The sequence below is a fragment of the Cupriavidus sp. CuC1 genome (assembly GCF_044627735.1).
In the GTDB taxonomy this organism is placed as follows: domain Bacteria; phylum Pseudomonadota; class Gammaproteobacteria; order Burkholderiales; family Burkholderiaceae; genus Cupriavidus; species Cupriavidus ulmosensis.
In genome coordinates this window covers 22071-38411 of the sequence record NZ_JBIUHC010000037.1, presented here as the reverse complement: position 1 = coordinate 38411, position 16341 = coordinate 22071, and the positions used below count along the sequence as shown (strand labels likewise).

Below are 16341 nucleotides of genomic sequence, written 5' to 3'. Positions count from 1 at the left end.
TTTCAGGTGGCTTGCCGGGCGCTCTGGATCAGTTTTGCCAGTTCTAACACTTCCGGGATATAGGCGTCCAGTACGGCGGGGTCGTAGGCTGGCGTGCGCTGGGTCACCCCCAGGCGCAGCAGGCCCAGCAGCATGCGCATGGCGCGGGCGGTGAGGCGCGCCTCCAGGTCGCGCGCCTGCGCCGGGGCCTGGTCGCCGGCAGGCACGCCGGCAATCAGGCTGGCCATCAGCTCGGGCAGCTGCATGGCCAGCAGCGGGACGATGGCTGAGTGCAGTTGGTGGTCGTGCTCCAGGGCCTGCGTGGCCTCGAGCAGGGGGCGCACTTGCTCGCGCAGCAGCGAGACGCAGCCGACGTAGTCGCCTGAGCCGTCGGCGCGCCGGCGCGCATCGGCAAGCAGGGCGCGGATCTTGTCGCTGGGACTGCTGGCGCCGGCCAGCTGGATGCCGGCCAGCCAGGCGAGGTCTTCTTCGGGGATTCGGACGGAGACGGTTTGCATCGGGATCGGCCAGCGGCCTGAAGTGACTCACTGGAACCAAGCATAGGTCGCGCGTCATCGTTTGTATACGTTTGAAAACAAAAAATGACAACTACGATCCAGCGCGCTTGCCGGATAAGGGCGGCGGCCAGGCGCCGGGACTTAACGGCAACACGGCTGGTGACATAAAGTTGAAATCCGCAACGCCGAAACTGGCGTTGCCGCCACACCCGTACTACCCTTAAATGGGCCGCTAATGCTACAATCTAAGTCTTTGATTTACATGAGCTATTGATCGCGCGGCGGAATTGCCCACGCAAGGGCCCACGCAAGGCACGGACAGACGACGGTTTGCAGTGGCGTGCGCCAGCACAGCGCGCCCCACGTGGCCGGCCCTTAAATCCATGCGCAGATCTCGCCCGCTCGGTTCAAGACGCGTGTCCGTTGGCGCCGGGTTCGCCTCCTGCAAGACACGGAAACCATGACGACTACGACCACTGACCAGACCACCCCCGAGATCACCTTCGACAGCTTCGGGCTAGATGCTCGCATCCAGCGCGCGCTGTCCGAGCAGGGCTACACCAAGCCCACTCCCATCCAGGAGCAGGCGATTCCCGTGGTGCTGCAGGGCAAGGACGTGATGGGCGCGGCCCAGACCGGCACCGGCAAGACCGCTGGCTTTGCGCTGCCGATCATCCAGCGCCTGCTGCCGCTGGCCAGCGCCAGCGCCTCGCCGGCCCGCCATCCGGTGCGCGTCCTGATGCTCACCCCCACCCGCGAGTTGGCCGACCAGGTCTACGACAACGTGGCCCGCTACGCGCGCTTCACGGACCTGCGCAGCACGGTGGTGTTCGGCGGCGTCGACATGAACCCGCAGACCGAGGCCCTGCGCCGCGGCGTGGAAATCCTGGTGGCAACCCCGGGCCGGCTGCTCGACCACGTGCAGCAAAAGTCGGTGAACCTGTCGCAAGTGCAGATGCTGGTGCTGGACGAGGCCGACCGCATGCTCGACATGGGCTTCCTGCCCGACCTGCAGCGCATCATCAACCTGCTGCCGGCACAGCGCCAGACGCTGCTGTTCTCGGCCACCTTCTCGAACGAAATCAAGCGGCTGGCCGCCAGCTACCTGCGCCAGCCGGTCACCATCGAAGTGGCGCGCAGCAACTCGGCCAACGAGAACGTGCGCCAGACCGTGTTCCAGGTCGAAGACGGCCACAAGCAGGGCGCCGTGGTGCACCTGCTGAAGAAGCGCGCCGCCGAAGGCATGTCGCGCCAGTGCATCGTCTTCGTCAACAGCAAGATCGGCTGCTCGCGCCTGGCGCGCCACCTGGAGCGCGAGGGCATCAACGCCGCCGCCATCCACGGCGACAAGACCCAGACCGAGCGCATGCAGACGCTGGAAGGCTTCAAGCAAGGCTCGATCGACGCACTGGTCGCCACCGACGTGGCGGCGCGCGGCCTCGACATTCCCGACATGCCCTGCGTGATCAACTTCGACCTGCCGTTCAGCGCCGAAGACTACATCCACCGCATTGGCCGTACCGGCCGTGCCGGCGCCAGCGGCGATGCCATGTCGATCTACGTGCCGGGCGACGAGCGCCTGCTGGTCGATATCGAGAAGCTGCTCAAGCGCAGCATCCCGCGTACGCCGCTGGAAGGCTTCGACCCCACCGGCGCTGGCACCCGCGCCGAAGAGAACGACCGCCGCCGTGCCCGCACCGAAGTGCGCCGCCCGCGCGCCAATGGCGACGGCGAAGAGCCGCGTGCGCGCCGCAACGATCCGGCCAGCTCGCGCAATGCGTTCCGCCCGTCCTCCGACGATTCCTTCTTCACGCGTCCTTACGAGCCGAGCGCCGCGGCGGTTGCCGCGCAGCCCGACGTGACGGACAACAATGCCGCCGCCTTTGGCCGCGGCCGTCCGGCGCCCAAGCGGCAGCTGGCGGCACTGCTCGGCGGCGTGCCGCGCAAGTCCTGAACGGGCCGGCGCGACACGTAGCGAATCGCTGCCGCTGCAGCAAACAAGAAAGGCGCCCTCGGGCGCCTTTCTTGTTTTGGACTTCATGCCATTCAGGTGTGTGTCGTCGCTTCGCCGTGCGCTAAGGCAGGCAGGCGTTCCAGCAAGGCCGCCCAGCCGGTCGTGGCGTCGCTCAGCCAGCTCTGCACCGATTGCGCCGCGCTCGCCAGGCCCAGGTGCGCGCCGGCCATGCGCAGTGCCGCCAGCGGATCGAGATCGTCGATGGCCTGCGCGCCGCTTTGCTTGCTGAGCTTCTCGCCTAGCGCGTTGGTCACCACCGGCACGTGCAGGTACGACGGCGTGGGCAACCCTAGCAGATGCTGCAGGTGGATCTGCCGCGGCGTGGAGTCGAGCAGGTCGGCGCCACGCACGATATGCGTGATGCCCTGGTGGCCATCGTCGACCACCACCGCCAGCTGATAGGCCCACAAGCCATCGGCACGGCGCAGCACGAAGTCGCCGAGCTCGGTCGCGAGGTCCTGGCATTGCCGGCCTTGCCAGCGGTCGTCGAAGCAGATCAGCGCGGCGTCGCCGTCCGGCACCCGCACCCGCCAGGCGCGGGGCGGCTTGCCATGCAGGCCGTCGCGGCAGGTACCGGGATAGCCCAGCGTCTGGTGGCGCGCGCGCGCGTGCAGCAGCGAGTCGGCGATCTCCTTGCGCGAACAGCCACAGGGATAAGTCCGGTGGTCGGCATCGAGCTTGCGCAGTGCCTCGGCGTACAGCGCTTCGCGCCGGCTCTGCCATTGCGGCGGCTCGTCCGGATGCAGGCCCAGGCGCGCCAGTGCCCGCAGGATCTGCTGGTCCGCGCCGCGCACGCAGCGCGGATAGTCGATGTCCTCGACGCGTACAAGCCAGCTGCCAAGGTGGGCGCGCGCGTCGAGCCAGCTGGCCAGCGCGGTGACCAGCGAGCCCATATGCAACGGGCCGGTGGGGGAGGGCGCAAAGCGGCCCCGGTAGCCGGGCGCCGGGCTCGGTCGGGTAGGCATGGCGAAAACAGGTGTGGGTCGGGCGGTTAGTCAGGCTGGCCCGGTTGCTGCTGGAGCAGGGCTTGCGCCAGGCGCGGGTCTTCCAGCTTGTTGGCCCACCATTGCAGCGCCTTGCCGCGCGTGTTGGTGCGCCAGGCTACCTTGAAGTTGCCGGGGGCGCGCACCTCCAGGGTTTCGCGCGCCTGCAGCACGCCGCTTTCGATAAAGGGCTGCGCCATGGGCGCCGGCAGCCAGCCGCACCCCAGGCCGCGGATCTGGGCTTCGAGCTTGTCGCGCATGGTGGGCACCACCAGCACGTCCTGCCCGGCGAGCACGCCATGGGTGCGGGCCGGCAGGTTGCGCGAGGTATCGCCCACGGCCACGATGCGGTGCTTGGCGATCTGCAGCGTGGTCAGCGGGCCGGGCTCGGTCGCCAGCGGGTGATGCGCGGCCACCGCGAAGACAAACGGCATGGAGCCGAGCGGGCGCACCTGGAAGCCCTGGGTGCTGGGCGCATCGTAGGCGCCGCCGATCACCAGGTCGGCGCGGCTGCTGACCAGCGCATCCCAGGCGCCGCCCAGCACTTCCTTGGCAAAGCGCAGCCGGGTGGCATCGTTCTCGTTGTAGAAGTCCTGGATCACCGGCAGCAGGGCGCGGAAGTTGATCAGGTCGTCCACCACGATGGTCAGCGCGGCTTCCCAGCCGGTGGCCAGCCGCTTGACGCGGCGGGCCAGGTCGTCGGCGGCATGCAGCAGGTGGCGGCCTTCGTCCAGCAGGGCGCGCCCGGCGGGCGTGAGCTCGGCGCGGTGGCGGCGGCGGTCAAACAGCAGCACGTCCAGGTCTTCCTCCAGCTTGCGCACCACGTAGGTGAGCGCGGAGGGCACTTTGCCCATCTCGTGCGCGGCGGCGGCAAAGCTGCCCTTGCGCTCGATGGCGTCAAGAACTTCCAGGGATTCGAGAGAGAGTGCCATGTTCAGAAATTCTGAATGAATGCTTCTAAGATCGACCTGCTTAATATACGCCTGCCGCTCTAAACTGCCTAGTATTGAAACGTAGCGCAAGGCCAGGACTAGGTTTAGACCGGTTCCTGATGCCGATGTGGCCTGAAGGAGGGCCGTCAAAATGATTGAAATCAGAAAGGCGGGTGAACGTGGTTATGCCGATCATGGCTGGCTCAAGTCGTACCATACGTTTTCCTTCGCGGATTACTACGATCCCAGGCACGTCCAGTTCGGGCCGCTGCGCGTCATCAACGAAGACCGTGTAGCCCCGGGCATGGGGTTTGGCACCCATGGCCACCGCGACATGGAAATCATCAGCTATGTGCTGGAAGGCGAGCTGGCCCACAAGGACAGCATGGGCAACGGCAGCGTGATTCGCCCCGGCGACGTGCAGCGCATGAGCGCGGGCACCGGCGTGCGGCACTCGGAGTACAACCACGCTGCGCACGACACCACGCACTTCCTGCAGATCTGGATCCTGCCGGAGAAGGCCGACCTGAAGCCCGGCTATGAGGAAAAGCACTTCCCGGCGGCCGACAAGCGCGGCCGGCTGCGCCTGGTGGGCAGCCGTGACGGCGCCGAGGGCTCGGTGGTGATCCACCAGGACATGCGCCTGTATGCCGGCTTGTTCGATGGTGACGAGTCCGCCACGCTGGCGCTGGCGCCCAAGCGGCGCGCCTATGTGCATGTGGCGCGTGGCCGCGTCACCGTCAATGGCAAGGCGCTGGAAGCGGGCGATGCCGCACAGCTGGAAGGCGCCGAGGCCGTGACCCTGACCCACGGCGATGGTGCCGAAGTGCTGGTATTTGATCTGCCCTGAGGCGTTGCTTCGGCAGCCTGCAGCCCGCCCGCTCAGCCGGCGGGCTGCGGTGCCTTGTCTGGGCGGGTTTGCCGTATGCTATCGTCTTGCTATAGATAAGCGATCAGCCCGGCACACGCGCCGCCTGATGCGCCCTGGCCATCGACACCCAGACCAGAGATGACATTTGTATCCGTTCTCCTCGCGCTGATCGCCGAGCAGTTCCGCGCCCTGGGCCGCAACAATCCGATCTACGACATCGTGCGCGTTCTTGCCGAGCGCGCCGAGCATGCCTTTGACACCGGGCGGCCGCGCGATACCGCGCTGGCCTGGTTCACTGTGGTGCTGCCGCTCACGCTGACCGCCATGGTGGTGCACTACCTGCTGGCCTCCATCAGCGTGGCACTCACGCTGGTGTGGAATGTCCTGCTGCTCTACCTCACCCTCGGTTTCCGGCAGTTCAGCCACTTCTTCACCGATATCCACGAAGCGCTCAACCGCGACGACCTGCCGCGCGCCCGCGCGCTGCTGCACCAGTGGACCGGCCTCGAAACCATCGAAATGCCGGTCACGGAAATCGTCCGGCACACCCTGGAAGCCGCCATCGTGGCGGTGCACCGGCATGTGTTCGGGGTGTTCTTCTGGTTCCTGGTGCCGATCGGCCCGGGCGGCGTGGTCTTGTACCGCATCGCCGAGTACCTCGCCCGTCACTGGAATATCCCGTCCACGGAGCGCAGCCCCGCGCTGGGCCGCTTTGCCGCGCGCGCCTTCTACCTGCTGGACTGGATTCCCTCGCGGCTGACCTCGGTCGGCTTTGCCATCGTCGGCAATTTTGAGGACGCGGTCTACGCATGGCGCAACCACGCGCGCAAGTGGAACGATGCCGTCAACGGCATCCTGCTTGCCAGCGGCGGCGGCGCGCTTGGCGTGCGCCTGGGCGTGCCGCTGGCAGAGGAAAGTTCTACCGTGGTGCTGCGCACCAGCCTGGCCGGTCCGGCGGTGGACTATGCGCCAGGCATGGAAGACGACACCGAGCCCGAGGCAGTTGCGCCGGAATTCGGCATGGAGCCAAACGTGCGCACGCTGCAATCGGCCATCGGCCTGGTGTGGCGTGCGGTGGTGCTGTGGATGCTGCTGCTGGCGATGTTGTCACTGGCGCTCTGGGTGGGCTGAGCCAATCCCGCTGTACCCATTGACCATCGACGCCCGCGCTTGCCGCGGGCGTTTTGCTTCAGGGTTGCCGCGGCGCGCCGCACTGCCAGCACGAGCCGAACTGCGCCTCGTGCCATTCGCCGCAGGACACGCAGGCCCATCGCGGACCCGGCGCCGGATTGGCGGCGGCGCGCAATACCTCCCAGGCCTCGGCCTCCCGTTCATCGTCGATCAGCCAGACCTGGGGCGCGCTCTCGCGAAACGGGATATCGCCCATGGCGCCGGCCAGCCAGGTATTGCGCAGGTCGGCACGGATGCCGGCCGCCTCCAGCACGTTCTGGCAGTGCGCTGCATGGACCAGCGATGGGGTGGATAGCAGTAGTTTCATCGGGATCGGGTGCGCCGCATGCTCGTATGCCCGCATGCGGCGCACCCGATTACCTTACCACGGCTTTTGCTGGCGGGATTCGTGCAGCAGTTGCGTGTAGAGCTGGTGGCGCCGTCCCGAGATCTCGCCGGCCTTCATCGACGCCAGCACGCCGCAGCCAGGCTCGTTGATGTGGTGGCAGTTGTAGAACCGGCACTCGGTCAGGCGCGGGCGGAACTCGGGAAACGCGCGCTCCAGCATGCCTTCGCTCAGGTGGTGCAGGCCGAACTCCTGGAAGCCCGGCGAATCGATCAGGCAGCCGCGCTGGCGCGCTTGCGGATCCACGCCGTCCTTGCCGTCCACTTCGCTGTCCACTTCGCCATCCACGCTGGCGGGCAGGTGGTAGAGGCGCGTGAAGGTGGTGGTGTGCTTGCCCGAATCCAGCTTGGCGGAGATTTCGCGCGTCTGCGCTTCCACGCCCGGGATCAGCAGGTTCAGCAGCGAGGATTTGCCCATGCCCGACTGACCGATCAGGATGCTGGCGCGGTGCGCCAGCTGCGGGCGCAGTTGCGCCAGCGTATCTTCCGGCGATCCGTGCACCGACAGGAACAGCGTCTCGTAGCCCAGCCCGCGGTACAGCTCGAGCCGGCCGCGCGCTTCTTCCAGCCGCTCGGTCAGGTCGATCTTGTTGAGGATGATCAGCGGGCGGATGCCCAGTGCTTCGGCGGACACCAGCGCGCGGCCCAGCAGGTCTTCCGAGAAGCCCGGCTCGGTCGCCAGCACGATCACCACCTGGTCGATATTGGCGGCGAGCAGCTTGGACTTGAACTGGTCCGATCGATGCAGCAGGTTCTTGCGCGGCTTGAAGCCGGTGATCACGCACTGGTCGGACGCGGCGCGCTCGATGGTGACGCGGTCGCCGACCGCGCATTCGCTGCGCTTGCCGCGCGGGAAGCCGTGCAGGCGGCTGCCGTCGTCCAGCTCGATCACATAGTGGCGGCCGTGCGCGGCAACGATCAGCGCTTCCTCGGCGGCGGCGCCATTGGCATTGGCTTTGGCAGGGCTTGCGGCGCGCTGCGGGCCTCCCCGGCTGGCGGCGCGGCTCATGCGTGCGCCAGCAGGCGGTCGATCCGCTGTGCTGCTGGTGGGTGCGAGTAATAGAAGGCGCTATAGATCGGGTCGGGGGTCAAAGTAGAGGCATTGTCCTTGTAGAGCTTGACGAGGGCCGAGACCAGGTGGCCGGCATCGGTCTGGCCGGCCGCAAACGCATCCGCCTCGAACTCATGGCGGCGCGAGGTCTGGCTCGCCAGGGGACCGAGCAGGAAGGTGAACACCGGCAAGGTCAGAAAGAAGAGCACGAGGGCAAGGGCGTGATTGGTGGTGCCAAGATTGGGCAGCACGCCCAGGCCGGTGTAGAACCACGTGCGGCTGGAAAGCCAGCCCAGCGCGGCGAGGAAGACCAGGCTCAGTGCAAAGCTGACCAGCATGCCCTTGAGGATATGGCGCCGCTTGAAGTGGCCAAGCTCGTGCGCGAGAACCGCTTCGATCTCGTCGTCGGCAAGGCGCTCCATCAGGGTGTCAAAGAAGACGATGCGCTTGGCCGCGCCGAACCCGGTGAAGTAAGCATTGCCGTGCGCGCTGCGCTTGCTGCCGTCCATTACGAACAGGCCGCGGCTGCGAAAGCCGCACTTCTGCAGCAGGCGCGTGATGCGGGCTTCCAGCGCAGCGTTGGCGAGCGGCTCGAAGCGGTTGAACAGCGGCATGATCACCGACGGGGCAATCATCTGCACGAAGATCGTGAAGGCGATCCACGTCAGCCAGGTCCACGCCCACCAGTACTCGCCCATATGGGCCATGAGCCACAGCACGGCGAGCAGCAAGGGCAGGCCGAGCACGCAGCCAACGGCGGTCATCTTCAGCATGTCGGCCAGGTACAGCTTCCAGCTCATGCGGTTGAAGCCAAAGCGCTGCTCGATGCCGAATTGCCCGTAGAGCGAGAAGGGCAGGTCGACCAGGCCGCCGATCACGGCCACGCTGGCAATCAGGGCCACGCTGTAGGCGTATCCCGGGCCAAAGGTGTCGATCCAGAACTGGTTGATCCACTGCAGCCCGCCCAGCATGGTCAGCACGATCAGCAGCGCGGCGCCGGCCAGCACCTCCAGCATCGACAGCCGGGTGCGGGCGATGGTGTAGTCGGCCGCCTTCTGGTGCGAGGACAGCGAAATGGTGTCGGCAAAGCGGGCAGGGACCGCATGACGGTGTTGCGCCACATGGCGCACCTGGCGGGCGGCCAGCCAGAGCTTGGTCAGCACCATCAGCATCAGGGCGGCTAGGAACAGAAACGTGAACATCGGGCAGGGCCTTGTCGTGGGAAGCCTTGGCGTGCGCGGTGGCGGCCGGACCGCCGAAGCGGGTTTCCGGGCGCATTGGAACCGGCTGCGGCGGCGGATATGCGAGAATTATAAGTTGTTCGTGCCCGCAGCCCCCTGTTCCTGATCCGGGGCTCGGGCGCGCCCCCTTTTGCTTCTCTTTCGATTGCAGTCCAGATGACCAGCCAAAATACCCACGTCCCCAGCGGCGTCAAATCCGTCAAGAGCGAAAACAACCTGATCTGGCTGGACATGGAGATGACCGGCCTGATGCCTGACACGGACCGCATCATCGAGATCGCGATCGTGGTGACCGACTCCGAACTCAACATCCTGGCCGAAGGCCCGGTGCTGGTGATCCACCAGGAAGACGCCGTGCTCGATGGCATGGACAACTGGAACAAGGGCACCCACGGCCGCTCGGGCCTGATCGACAGGGTCAAGGCCTCGACCCTGACCGAGGCGCAGGCCGAGGTCGAGCTGCTGGCTTTCCTCAAGCGCTGGGTGCCGGCCGGCAAGTCGCCCATGTGCGGCAACTCGATCTGCCAGGACCGCCGCTTCATGGCGCGCTACATGCCCAAGCTGGAGGCGTTCTTCCACTATCGCAACCTCGACGTCTCCACGCTGAAGGAACTGTGCAAGCGCTGGGAGCCGGCCATCCACAAGGGCTTCATCAAGCGCCAGCTGCACACCGCGCTGGCCGATATCCTGGAGTCCGTGGAAGAGCTGCGCTACTACCGCACGCACTTCATCCGCCAGTCGGCGCCGGCGGCCGCCCCCGCGGCCGAGGCGAGCGCAACGCCGGCTTCCCCGGCCGCCTGATTCTTCCCCCACCCATGTCATTGCCAAGGCGCCCTGCGGGGCGCTTTGGCTTAACGGCAGCCCGCCCATGCTCGCGCGCATCGTCTCGATCATCACGCCGGTCATCCTGATCATCCTGGTCGGCTGGCTATACGGGCGCCGCGCGCATCCCGACATGTCCGGGATCAACCGCGCCACGCTCGATGTGATCGCGCCGCTGCTGGTGGTGTCCGCCTTCGTCAGCAAGGAATTCGTGCTGGCCGACCAGCTTGTGCTGCTCGGTTGCGCGGTCGCCGTGGTGCTGGGCTCGGGGCTGCTGGCCTGGCTTGGCGCGCGGCTGCTGGGGGCGGATCCGCGCACCTTCGTGCCGCCGATGATGTTCAACAACTGCGGCAACATGGGCTTGCCACTATCGGTGTTCGCGTTCGGGCCGGTCGGGCTGGCTCCCGCGGTGGCGCTGTTCGCCGCGTCCAACCTGATGCATTTCACCATCGGCATGAAGGTCGTCAACCGTCACGCATCGATGACGCAGATCGCGCGCAATCCGATGGTGCTGGCAACGGTGGCGGGGGTGGGTTTGTCGCTGGCGCGGCCATGGTTCTCGTTGCCTGAGCCTGTGTTCCAGTCGATCAAGCTGCTGGGCGACGCTACCGTGCCCTTGATGTTGTTCGCGCTCGGCGTGCGCATGAAGGACGTGAGCCTGCGCAACTGGGGCATGGGCGCGATCGGCGCCGTGGTCTGTCCGCTGACCGGCATCGCCTGCGCGTTGCTGCTGGCGCAGGTGGTGCCGCTGACCCAGCTCCAGCGCGGGCTGCTGTTCGTGTTCGCGTCGCTGCCGCCGGCCGTGCTCAACTTCCTGGTGGCGGATCATTTCCGGCAGGAGCCGGACCAGGTGGCGTCGATCGTGCTGCTGGGCAATGTCGCTGCCGTGGTGTTCGTGCCGGTGGGGTTGTATCTGGGGCTGCGCTAACTGCACTAACCGCACTAACTGCGCTAGCTTCAAGCCCCCCCAGTTGGCTCACGCCGCGGGCTTGGCGCGGGTCGCGTGCTTCGGGCGCCACACCTTGGCCACGGCTTCGTCGGTGTCGATATAGGGGCCGCCGATCAGGTCGACGCAGTAGGGCACCGCGGCAAAGATCCCTTGCACGATGGGTTTGCCGTCTTCGCCGCGCAGGCCTTCCAGGGTTTCGCGGATGGCGCGCGGCTGGCCCGGCAGGTTGATGATCAGGGCCGCGCGGCTGGCGGTTTCGCGAATCACCGCCACCTGCCGCGACAGGATGGCCGTGGGCACGAAGTGCAGGCTCACTTGGCGCATCTGCTCGCCAAAGCCGGGCATTTCCTTGGTCCCCACCGCCAGCGTAGCCTCGGGGGTGACGTCGCGCCGGGCCGGGCCAGTGCCGCCGGTGGTCAGCACCAGATCGCAGCCGGCCACGTCGACCAGCTCGATCAGCGTGCGCGAGATCAGCGCCTGCTCGTCGGGGATGAGACGCTCCACGGCCTTCCAGGGCGAGGTCAGGGCGCGCCCGAACCAGTCTCGCAGCGCCGGGATGCCCTCGTCCTGGTAGGTGCCGCTCGAGGCACGGTCGGAGATCGCGACAAAGCCAACCAGCAGTTCTTCCGGGTGCCTGCGGGCAACGGGATGGACCAGCGCGGGCGTTGTGGTTTGCGTCATCTTGTCCCCATTTCCTTGGTTGCTGCTTGTTGGTTGTCGGTTATTCGCCGGCTTCCGGCTCGGGTTCCTGCTCGCCGGTGGCTGCGGCCTGCTTGCTTTCCAGCGCGGTCTTGATGGCCTGGAACAGCTCGCGGAAGTAGCGCGGCGGCTTGCTCATCTCGTGCTCTTTGCGCGCATTGCGGATGATGTTGCGCAGCGTCTGGACGTCGCTGGCCGGATGCTCGGCCAGGAATTTCGTCAGCGCGGCGTCGTCCGCCAGCAGCAGTTCGCGCCAGCGCTCGACCAGGTGCAGCTTGGCCGTCTCGGCCTTGCTGGTGCCCTTGAAGCCTTCCAGCACGCGCTGGATGGCTGCCACCTCGTCATCGTCCAGCCTGCGCATGACCTTGCCGACGAACTGCATCTGGCGGCGCTTGCCTTCGTGGTTGGTGATGCGCCGCGCGTCGCGGATGGCGTCGGCCAGCGCTTCGGGCATGGGCACGCGCGCCAGGCGGTCCTTGGGCAGGGCTTCGAGTTCCACGCCCAGGTCCTGCAGGGCGAGCATATCGCGCTTTTTCTGCGACTTGCTCTTGAGCATGTCGTCGTCGTCGGCCGGTTCGGGGGTGAACGGGTCGGGGAAGCCGGAGGCGTTCCGGGGGGAGGGGCGGGTGTTTCGCGTCATGGTTGGCATTTTATCTTGCTATGATTCCTGTTTGGACTTTTGATGACCGCGCCCACAATGGATCAATCCGCAGACCAGACCACCCATTTCACTTATACCCAGGCCCAGCTGAGCGAGATGGCCGCCGATGTGCTGCGGGTGGCACGCGAGCTGGGCGCCACCGACGCGGCTACCGAGATCTCCGAGGGTAGCGGCCTGTCGGTGTCGGTGCGCAAGGGCCAGGTGGAAACCATCGAGCAAAACCGCGACAAGGTAATGGGCGTCACGGTCATGATCGGTCAGCGGCGCGGCAACGCCAGCACCTCGGATTTCTCGCCGGCTGCCCTGCGCGCCACGGCCGAGGCGGCTTACAACATCGCCCGCTTCACCGCGGAAGACGATTGCGCCGGCCTGGCTGAAGAGGAACTGCTCGAGCGCGACCCGCAAGACCTCGACCTGTTCCACCCCTGGAATATCGACGCCGAGCAAGCCATCGAGCTCGCGTGCCGCTCCGAGGCGGCCGCCTTCGCGGTCTCGCCGCGCATTCGCAACAGCGACGGCGCCAGCGTCTCGGCCCAGCATTCGCAGTTCGTGCTGGCCACCTCGCGCGGCTTCACTGGCGGCTACCCGTATTCCCGCCACTTTATTTCGTGCGCGCCGATCGCCGGCACCGGCAGCGGCATGCAGCGCGACGACTGGTACTCGTCCAAGCGCGCTCCCGGCGCGCTGGCCGCGCCTGAGGACATCGGCCGCTATGCCGCCGAACGCTCGCTGGCCCGCCTGAATGCGCGCCAGTTGTCGACGCGCCGTTGCCCGGTGCTGTTCGAGGCACCTCTGGCGGCCGGCCTGCTCGGCGCTTTCGTGCAGGCCGTGTCCGGCGGCGCGCTGTACCGCAAGTCGACCTTCCTCCACGACACGCTGGGCAAGGCGGTGTTTGCGCCGCATATCCATATCCACGAGCAGCCCCACCTGCCGGGTGCCATGGGCAGCGCGCCCTTCGACGAAGAAGGCGTGAAGACCCACGCGCGCGATGTGGTGCGCGGCGGCGTGGTGGAGGGCTATTTCCTCTCCACCTACTCGGCGCGCAAGCTGGGCATGAAGACCACCGGCAATGCCGGCGGCTCGCACAACCTGACGCTTTCCAGCACGCTGACCACGCCGGAAGACGATTTCGCCGGCATGCTGCGCAAGCTGGGCACCGGCCTGCTGGTGACCGAGCTGATGGGGCAGGGCGTGAACTACGTGACGGGCGATTACTCGCGCGGTGCGTCGGGCTACTGGGTCGAGAACGGCGTGATCCAGTATCCGGTGGAAGAGATCACCATCGCTGGCAACATGAAGGAAATGTTCCAGCAGATCGTGGCCATTGGCGCCGATTCGCTGGTGCGCGGCACCAAGGAAACGGGCTCGGTCCTGATCGAGCAGATGACTATCGCCGGCAACTAAAAACGACAGCGGCGGCCTGGAAACAGGCCGCCGCGCGGGTAACAACGTCAGGGTCGCTCAAACCAGGCGTTTGAGCCGACCGTTATTCCTCGCCTGAGGGCGGGCGTTCATACGTCACGAACGCGTAGTCGAAGCCGTTCGCCTCCGAATGATGCCGCTCGCGCTGCGTCGCGATCCACTGCTGCGGGTCGATGGGCGGAAACACCGCGTCACCTTCGACATCCGCATCGATCTCCGTCACCACCAGCCGGTCCGCGCTGGGCAGGGCCTCGGCATATAGCTGCGCGCCGCCGATCAGGAAGATCTGCTCCACACCCACGCATAGCCGCTGCGCGTCTTCCAGCGAGTTCGCCACGTCGCAGCCTTCGATGCGCAGGTCGCGGTTGCGGCTGACCACGATATTGCGCCGGCCCGGCAGCGGCCGGCCAATCGATTCCCACGTCTTGCGGCCCATCACGATGGGCGCGCCCATGGTGGTGCGCTTGAAATGCGCCAGGTCTTCCGGCAGGCGCCAGGGCAGGGTGTTGTCGCGGCCGATCACGCCGTTGCGGGCCTTTGCCACGATCAGGGTCAACAGCGTCATACGGCCACCGGTGCCTTGATGGCCGGATGCGATTCGTAGCCCACCAGTTCGAAGTCCTCGTACTTGTAATCGAAGATGCTGTCCGGCTTGCGCAGGATCTTCAGCTGCGGCAGCGCCATCGGCGCGCGCGCGAGCTGGGTGGCCACCTGCTCGGCGTGGTTGCTGTAGATGTGGCAGTCGCCACCGGTCCAGATGAAATCGCCCACATCGAGCCCGGTCTGCTGCGCGATCATGTGCGTCAGCAGCGCGTAGCTGGCGATATTGAACGGCACGCCGAGGAAGATATCGGCGCTGCGCTGGTACAGCTGGCAGGACAGCCGGCCGTCGGCCACGTAGAACTGGAAGAATGCATGGCAGGGCGGCAGCTTCATCTGCGCGATCTCGCCCACGTTCCAGGCCGACACGATCAGCCGGCGCGAATCGGGATTGCTGCGGATCTGCGTCATCAGGTCGCTGATCTGGTCGATGTGGCGGCCGTCCGGCGTGGGCCACGCGCGCCACTGCGAGCCATAGACCGGCCCGAGTTCGCCGTTTGCGTCGGCCCATTCATCCCAGATGCTGACGCCGTTTTCCTTCAGGTACTGGATATTGGTCGAGCCCTTCAGGAACCACAGCAGCTCGTGAATGATCGACTTCATGTGCAGCTTCTTGGTGGTCACCACCGGGAAGCCTTCGCGCAGGTCGAAGCGCATCTGGTAGCCAAACACCGAGCGCGTGCCGGTGCCGGTGCGGTCGGCCTTTTCGGTGCCATGCTCTTGCACATGGCGCATGAAGTCGAGGTACTGTTTCATCGGCGCGGGTGTTGGGGAAAAAGTGATGCGGCAGCAGTGTGCGCTGTATCTGGGCAATCTGCCAAGCGATTAGCAAATTGCTAAAGACTTGGCATTTTATCGCAAAGCAAAACGGGCCGCCTCGCGGCGACCCGTTCTCATTGGCCAGCCCCCTCAGGCGCAGGCCTCATCCTGCATTACTGCGCAGCCGTAGCCGGAGCCCGGCGCTTTTGCACCAGGTAGCCACCGCCCAGCACACCGCCGATGACCAGCACGAACAGGCCGTAGTAAGCCAGGGCGTTGGTGTTGAAGAACGCCTTGACCAGCGGCTCGCTCACGATCATCTTGACCGCCGTGAAGGCCAGCACGCCGGCACCCACGAAGATGATCGAGGGGAAGTGAGACATCAGCTTGAGCACCAGGCTCGAGCCCCACACCACGATGGGGATGCTGATGAGCAGGCCCAGCACCACCAGCAGGAAGCTGCCGTGCGCCGCGCCGGCCACAGCCAGCACGTTGTCCACGCCCATCACCGCGTCGGCGATGATGATGGTCTTCATCGCGCCCACCAGGGTGGTCGCGCCCGCGCCATGCTCATCGCCATTGCCGTCGTCGGACAGCAGCTTGTAGGCAATCCACACCAGGGCCGCGCCGCCGATCAGCAGCAGGCCAGGGATCTTGAGCAGCCACACCACCCCGACCGTCATGGCCGAACGAACCACGACCGCGCCGACGGTCCCCCAGATGATGGCCTTCTTCTGCAGGTGGGGCGGCAGGTTGCGCGCCGCCAGTGCGATCACGATGGCATTGTCGCCGGCCAGTACCAGGTCAATGACGACGATGGACAGCAGTGCCGTCAGGAACTGCATCGTGAACAAATCGGTGAACCATTCCATGAAATCTCCTCGAACAACGAATAGCTAAGAGCCGTGCGTATGCACCGGTTTGGCCTGGAGACATGATGTGTGGGGGGGCTTGGGAGGCGCCTTTGCAAACCATGAAACCAGGTTGCAAAGGTCTTGCTCGACCGCCGATGGTACTTGGCGCGGTCAGCACAACCGGAGACTGTCAGTCCCGGAATGACGATTGTGCTAAGGGCATGGCCCCGGAGCTACTCCCCTTTGAGGGGCGATCCAATTCGGGGCAGGCCCGAAGCAGATACGCTGAGGCGGATTATAAACGATGCTGCATCTTTTTTGTGGTGGCTTGTTACTGCGCAACATGAAGCACTTTTTGCGCTTCGGCGCGGAGGATTTTGTGCAGTGCGGTAAGCACACTCCGCGCTCGCC

General features: G+C 66.1%; 17 protein-coding genes. 6 read left to right on the top strand and 11 right to left on the bottom strand.

Annotated elements, in window-relative coordinates; genetic code table 11:
- Nucleotides 1–2: 2 nt before the first annotated feature.
- Nucleotides 3–497: a hypothetical protein gene (locus tag ACGLHR_RS17790; protein WP_400095567.1), complete on the bottom strand. Its 495-nt coding sequence runs from the start codon at nucleotides 495–497 to the stop codon at nucleotides 3–5.
- A 460-nt stretch (nucleotides 498–957) separates the two neighbouring features.
- Here ACGLHR_RS17790 and ACGLHR_RS17785 point away from each other — a divergent pair, with 460 nt between their 5' ends.
- The gene (locus ACGLHR_RS17785; RefSeq protein ID WP_400095566.1) at nucleotides 958–2451 is read left to right on the top strand and encodes a DEAD/DEAH box helicase; all 1494 of its coding nucleotides are present in this window, start codon (nucleotides 958–960) and stop codon (nucleotides 2449–2451) included.
- 92 nt (nucleotides 2452–2543) lie between these two features.
- Here the strand turns inward: ACGLHR_RS17785 and gluQRS are convergent, their stop codons facing one another.
- Both gluQRS and ACGLHR_RS17775 read right to left on the bottom strand, forming a co-directional pair.
- Nucleotides 2544–3476, bottom strand: a complete 933-nt coding sequence (gene gluQRS, locus ACGLHR_RS17780) for a tRNA glutamyl-Q(34) synthetase GluQRS (RefSeq protein WP_400095564.1) — start codon at nucleotides 3474–3476, stop codon at nucleotides 2544–2546.
- A 26-nt stretch (nucleotides 3477–3502) separates the two neighbouring features.
- The gene (locus ACGLHR_RS17775) at nucleotides 3503–4426 is read right to left on the bottom strand and encodes a LysR family transcriptional regulator (protein ID WP_400095563.1); all 924 of its coding nucleotides are present in this window, start codon (nucleotides 4424–4426) and stop codon (nucleotides 3503–3505) included.
- A gap of 151 nt (nucleotides 4427–4577) precedes the next feature.
- On the opposite strand from ACGLHR_RS17775, the gene ACGLHR_RS17770 reads away from it, so the two are divergent.
- Nucleotides 4578–5276: a pirin family protein gene (locus ACGLHR_RS17770; protein ID WP_400095561.1), complete on the top strand. Its 699-nt coding sequence runs from the start codon at nucleotides 4578–4580 to the stop codon at nucleotides 5274–5276.
- A 159-nt stretch (nucleotides 5277–5435) separates the two neighbouring features.
- Nucleotides 5436–6428: a CobD/CbiB family protein gene (locus ACGLHR_RS17765; RefSeq protein ID WP_400095560.1), complete on the top strand. Its 993-nt coding sequence runs from the start codon at nucleotides 5436–5438 to the stop codon at nucleotides 6426–6428.
- A 58-nt stretch (nucleotides 6429–6486) separates the two neighbouring features.
- On the opposite strand, the gene ACGLHR_RS17760 is transcribed toward ACGLHR_RS17765, so the two are convergent.
- The 3 genes from ACGLHR_RS17760 to ACGLHR_RS17750 are packed head-to-tail and all read right to left on the bottom strand — an operon-like array spanning nucleotide 6487 to nucleotide 9125.
- Nucleotides 6487–6795: a putative signal transducing protein gene (locus ACGLHR_RS17760; RefSeq protein WP_267603904.1), complete on the bottom strand. Its 309-nt coding sequence runs from the start codon at nucleotides 6793–6795 to the stop codon at nucleotides 6487–6489.
- A gap of 54 nt (nucleotides 6796–6849) precedes the next feature.
- The gene (gene rsgA, locus ACGLHR_RS17755) at nucleotides 6850–7881 is read right to left on the bottom strand and encodes a ribosome small subunit-dependent GTPase A (protein WP_400095559.1); all 1032 of its coding nucleotides are present in this window, start codon (nucleotides 7879–7881) and stop codon (nucleotides 6850–6852) included.
- Nucleotides 7878–9125, bottom strand: coding sequence for a M48 family metallopeptidase (locus tag ACGLHR_RS17750; RefSeq protein ID WP_400095558.1), 1248 nt, complete (start codon nucleotides 9123–9125; stop codon nucleotides 7878–7880). The genes rsgA and ACGLHR_RS17750 overlap by 4 nt, the downstream gene beginning before the upstream one ends.
- A gap of 195 nt (nucleotides 9126–9320) precedes the next feature.
- On the opposite strand from ACGLHR_RS17750, the gene orn reads away from it, so the two are divergent.
- Nucleotides 9321–9965 (top strand): oligoribonuclease, encoded by a 645-nt coding sequence (gene orn, locus ACGLHR_RS17745; RefSeq protein WP_400095557.1) that lies wholly within the window; start codon nucleotides 9321–9323, stop codon nucleotides 9963–9965.
- 67 nt (nucleotides 9966–10032) lie between these two features.
- Nucleotides 10033–10914: an AEC family transporter gene (locus tag ACGLHR_RS17740; protein ID WP_400095555.1), complete on the top strand. Its 882-nt coding sequence runs from the start codon at nucleotides 10033–10035 to the stop codon at nucleotides 10912–10914.
- Between the two features lie 48 nt (nucleotides 10915–10962).
- Here ACGLHR_RS17740 and mog read toward each other — a convergent pair whose 3' ends face one another.
- Both mog and yjgA read right to left on the bottom strand, forming a co-directional pair.
- Nucleotides 10963–11616, bottom strand: a complete 654-nt coding sequence (gene mog, locus ACGLHR_RS17735; protein WP_400095553.1) for a molybdopterin adenylyltransferase — start codon at nucleotides 11614–11616, stop codon at nucleotides 10963–10965.
- A 40-nt stretch (nucleotides 11617–11656) separates the two neighbouring features.
- Nucleotides 11657–12274, bottom strand: coding sequence for a ribosome biogenesis factor YjgA (gene yjgA / locus ACGLHR_RS17730; protein WP_400095552.1), 618 nt, complete (start codon nucleotides 12272–12274; stop codon nucleotides 11657–11659).
- A 57-nt stretch (nucleotides 12275–12331) separates the two neighbouring features.
- On the opposite strand from yjgA, the gene pmbA reads away from it, so the two are divergent.
- Nucleotides 12332–13699, top strand: a complete 1368-nt coding sequence (gene pmbA, locus ACGLHR_RS17725; RefSeq protein ID WP_400095551.1) for a metalloprotease PmbA — start codon at nucleotides 12332–12334, stop codon at nucleotides 13697–13699.
- A gap of 82 nt (nucleotides 13700–13781) precedes the next feature.
- On the opposite strand, the gene ACGLHR_RS17720 is transcribed toward pmbA, so the two are convergent.
- The 3 genes from ACGLHR_RS17720 to ACGLHR_RS17710 form a co-directional block, all read right to left on the bottom strand.
- On the bottom strand, nucleotides 13782–14282 hold the full coding sequence (locus ACGLHR_RS17720) for a dihydrofolate reductase (protein ID WP_267603898.1): 501 nt from the start codon (nucleotides 14280–14282) through the stop codon (nucleotides 13782–13784).
- Nucleotides 14279–15073, bottom strand: a complete 795-nt coding sequence (locus ACGLHR_RS17715; protein ID WP_267603897.1) for a thymidylate synthase — start codon at nucleotides 15071–15073, stop codon at nucleotides 14279–14281. The genes ACGLHR_RS17720 and ACGLHR_RS17715 overlap by 4 nt, the downstream gene beginning before the upstream one ends.
- A gap of 176 nt (nucleotides 15074–15249) precedes the next feature.
- A complete protein-coding gene (locus ACGLHR_RS17710) occupies nucleotides 15250–15948 on the bottom strand; it encodes a TerC family protein (protein ID WP_400095548.1) in 699 nt (232 codons plus the stop codon).
- Between the last annotated feature and the right edge of the window lie 393 nt (nucleotides 15949–16341).